Source organism: Dietzia cercidiphylli, assembly GCF_014145145.1.
Classification (GTDB): Bacteria; Actinomycetota; Actinomycetes; order Mycobacteriales; family Mycobacteriaceae; genus Dietzia; species Dietzia natronolimnaea.
The window spans coordinates 1-2,332 of the sequence record NZ_JAALEA010000360.1 but is presented as its reverse complement, the minus strand read 5'-3'; the positions used below and the strand labels follow the sequence as shown (position 1 = coordinate 2,332).

Below are 2,332 nucleotides of genomic sequence, written 5' to 3'. Positions count from 1 at the left end.
GGGGGGGGGGCGGTCAGTCGGCGTGACCTGTCCCCTGTTCGGACAGCTCGGCCCACAGCCGTCTCACGCGGGCGTCGATGTCGTCGCGGATCAGTGCCATCCGCTCCGCACCCTCGATTCCCCGCTCGCCCGGTTCATCGGTCTCCCAGACGTCGATGGCCGAGCGCATCCCGTCGACGGGCTCGAGCCGTGCGGCCGTCCCGAGTACGACGACGCGGTCCGCGCGGCGCATGATGTCGTGATCCACCGCCGCCGCGGTGCCGCCCGACATGTCGGCGCCGAGCTCGGCGAGCGCGACCACGGCCTCTGCGTTGGGGGACTGCCCCAGCGCGGGTCGCGTACCGGCCGAGTGGACCTCCACCGCGTCCCCCGCCGCGTGACGCAGTAGCGCCTCCGCCATCTGGGACTTGCCACGATTGGACTTGCACACGAACAGGACCGTGGGGCGCGCCGGAGCGTGGTGCGTCATCGAGCACCATCCTCAGGCGAGCGGCCGGAGGCCGACATGTCCTGGTGAATCGCGTTCGGGACCGTCGGGTCACCCTTGAACAGACGCTTGCCCGCCCACAGGCTCACGTACACGAGCGCGATGAGCACGGGCACCTCGATGAGCGGCCCGACCACCCCTGCCAACGCCTGGCCGGACGCCACTCCCCAGGTGCCGATGCTCACGGCGATCGCGAGTTCGAAGTTGTTGCCCGCGGCGGTGAAGGCGACCGCGGTGGACTTGGCGTAGTTCAGGCCTGAAGCACGGGCGGCGAGCAGGCTCCCGCCGAACATGAGGATGAAGTAGGCCAGCAGGGGCAGCGCGATCCGCGCCACGTCGAGAGGCCGTCCGATGATGGTGTCGCCCTGGAACGCGAAGAGCACGACGATGGTGAACAGCAGGCCGTACAGCGCCCACGGACCGATCTTGGGCAGGAAGGACTCCTCGTACCACTGCCGCCCCTTGGCCTTCTCGCCGAAGTGCCGGGTGAGGAACCCGGCCAGCAGCGGGATACCGAGGAACACGAGGACACTCAGCGCGATCGCCCATACCGAGAACCCGGCGGTGGTGGTCTCCAGCCCCAGCCAGCCCGGGAGGACCTGGAGGTAGAACCATCCCAGGCCCGCGAACGCGATCACCTGGAACACCGAGTTGATCGCGACGAGCACCGCCGCAGCCTCCCGGTCGCCGCATGCGAGGTCGTTCCAGATGAACACCATCGCGATGCAGCGGGCCAGGCCGACCACGATCAGGCCGGTACGGTACTCGGGGAGGTCCGGCAGCATCAGCCAGGCCAGCGTGAACATCAGCGCGGGACCGACCAGCCAGTTCAGTGCGAGGGACAGCAGGAGAAGCCTGCGGTCCCCGGTGACGCGACGCGTCTCGTCGTAGCGGACCTTGGCCAGGACGGGGTACATCATCACCAGCAGACCGACCGCGATGGGGACCGAGACTCCTCCGACCTCGACCGCCTCCAGCGCCTCGGCGATACCGGGCACCAGACGCCCGAGCAGGAGCCCGACAGCCATGGCCGCGAGGATCCACACGGCCAGGTAGCGGTCGAGGAAGGACATCCGCGCGGCGACCGGGGCGTCGGGATCGGCGGGGGAAGGGGGGCCGGCGGTCGCCGATACCTGGGTGCTCATGCGCCCAACCCTAGGCAATCCATCGATGTCGGTCAATGTATGACGCACGCCACCGGGCTGTGCGAGCTCAGAACGGTGGCGGGTGGAGGATCTCGTCGAGGACCTGGTGAACCTGCTCCTCGGCACGGCTGACCACCGGTTTGTTGCGATCCCACCAGCGACCGATGGGAGGCCTGGTGCCATCAGGACTCGCGCGATCGGGGCCGGAGCGGTCGGCCCGGGCGCGTTCTGCGCGGTGGCGGGCGGCACGGCGGGCCCAGTAGGTGGGCTCGGACAGCAGGTCGCCGTCCGCGGTGTCCGGCTCAGGGTTGCGGGCCTGCTGGACGTCCCAGGCGTCCTGTTCGGCTCGGGCCTGTTCGCGCCTGTACGCGGCCAAAGGGCCGGAGGGCCTGGTGAGCATGGTGGAGCCGTCGGGAGTGACGACGACGAGCGTGCCGTCTGGCGCCAGGTCGTAGATCCACCCGGAGAAGGTCTTGAATCGGTGATGGCGCCGACACAAGCACATCAGGTTGCACTCGGTGGTGTGTCCGCCCCGCTGCGGGTCGGCGTGGTCGAAGGGCCGACAGTGATCGATATCGCAGTTGTCCGCCGAGACGGTGCATCCCGGGTGCCGGCAGGTGCCGTCGCGAAGGCGGATGCGGCGGGCCAGGGCGGCGCCGGGCCGGTAGGTCAGGGCACGGCGGGCGTCGTCGGCGGCGCC

The 2,332-nt window shown here is 69.9% G+C and carries 3 protein-coding genes; all 3 read right to left on the bottom strand.

The window, feature by feature from the left end; all coding sequences use genetic code 11:
• Window positions 1-13: 13 nt before the first annotated feature.
• On the bottom strand, window positions 14-469 hold the full coding sequence (locus tag G6028_RS12880) for an arsenate-mycothiol transferase ArsC (RefSeq protein WP_182659115.1): 456 nt from the start codon (window positions 467-469) through the stop codon (window positions 14-16).
• Window positions 466-1,632, bottom strand: a complete 1,167-nt coding sequence (gene arsB / locus G6028_RS12875) for an ACR3 family arsenite efflux transporter (RefSeq protein ID WP_182659114.1) — start codon at window positions 1,630-1,632, stop codon at window positions 466-468. The genes G6028_RS12880 and arsB overlap by 4 nt, the downstream gene beginning before the upstream one ends.
• A gap of 67 nt (window positions 1,633-1,699) precedes the next feature.
• Window positions 1,700-2,332, bottom strand: a 633-nt coding sequence (locus G6028_RS12870) for an HNH endonuclease (protein WP_182659113.1), incomplete at its 5' end; no start/stop codon positions are given.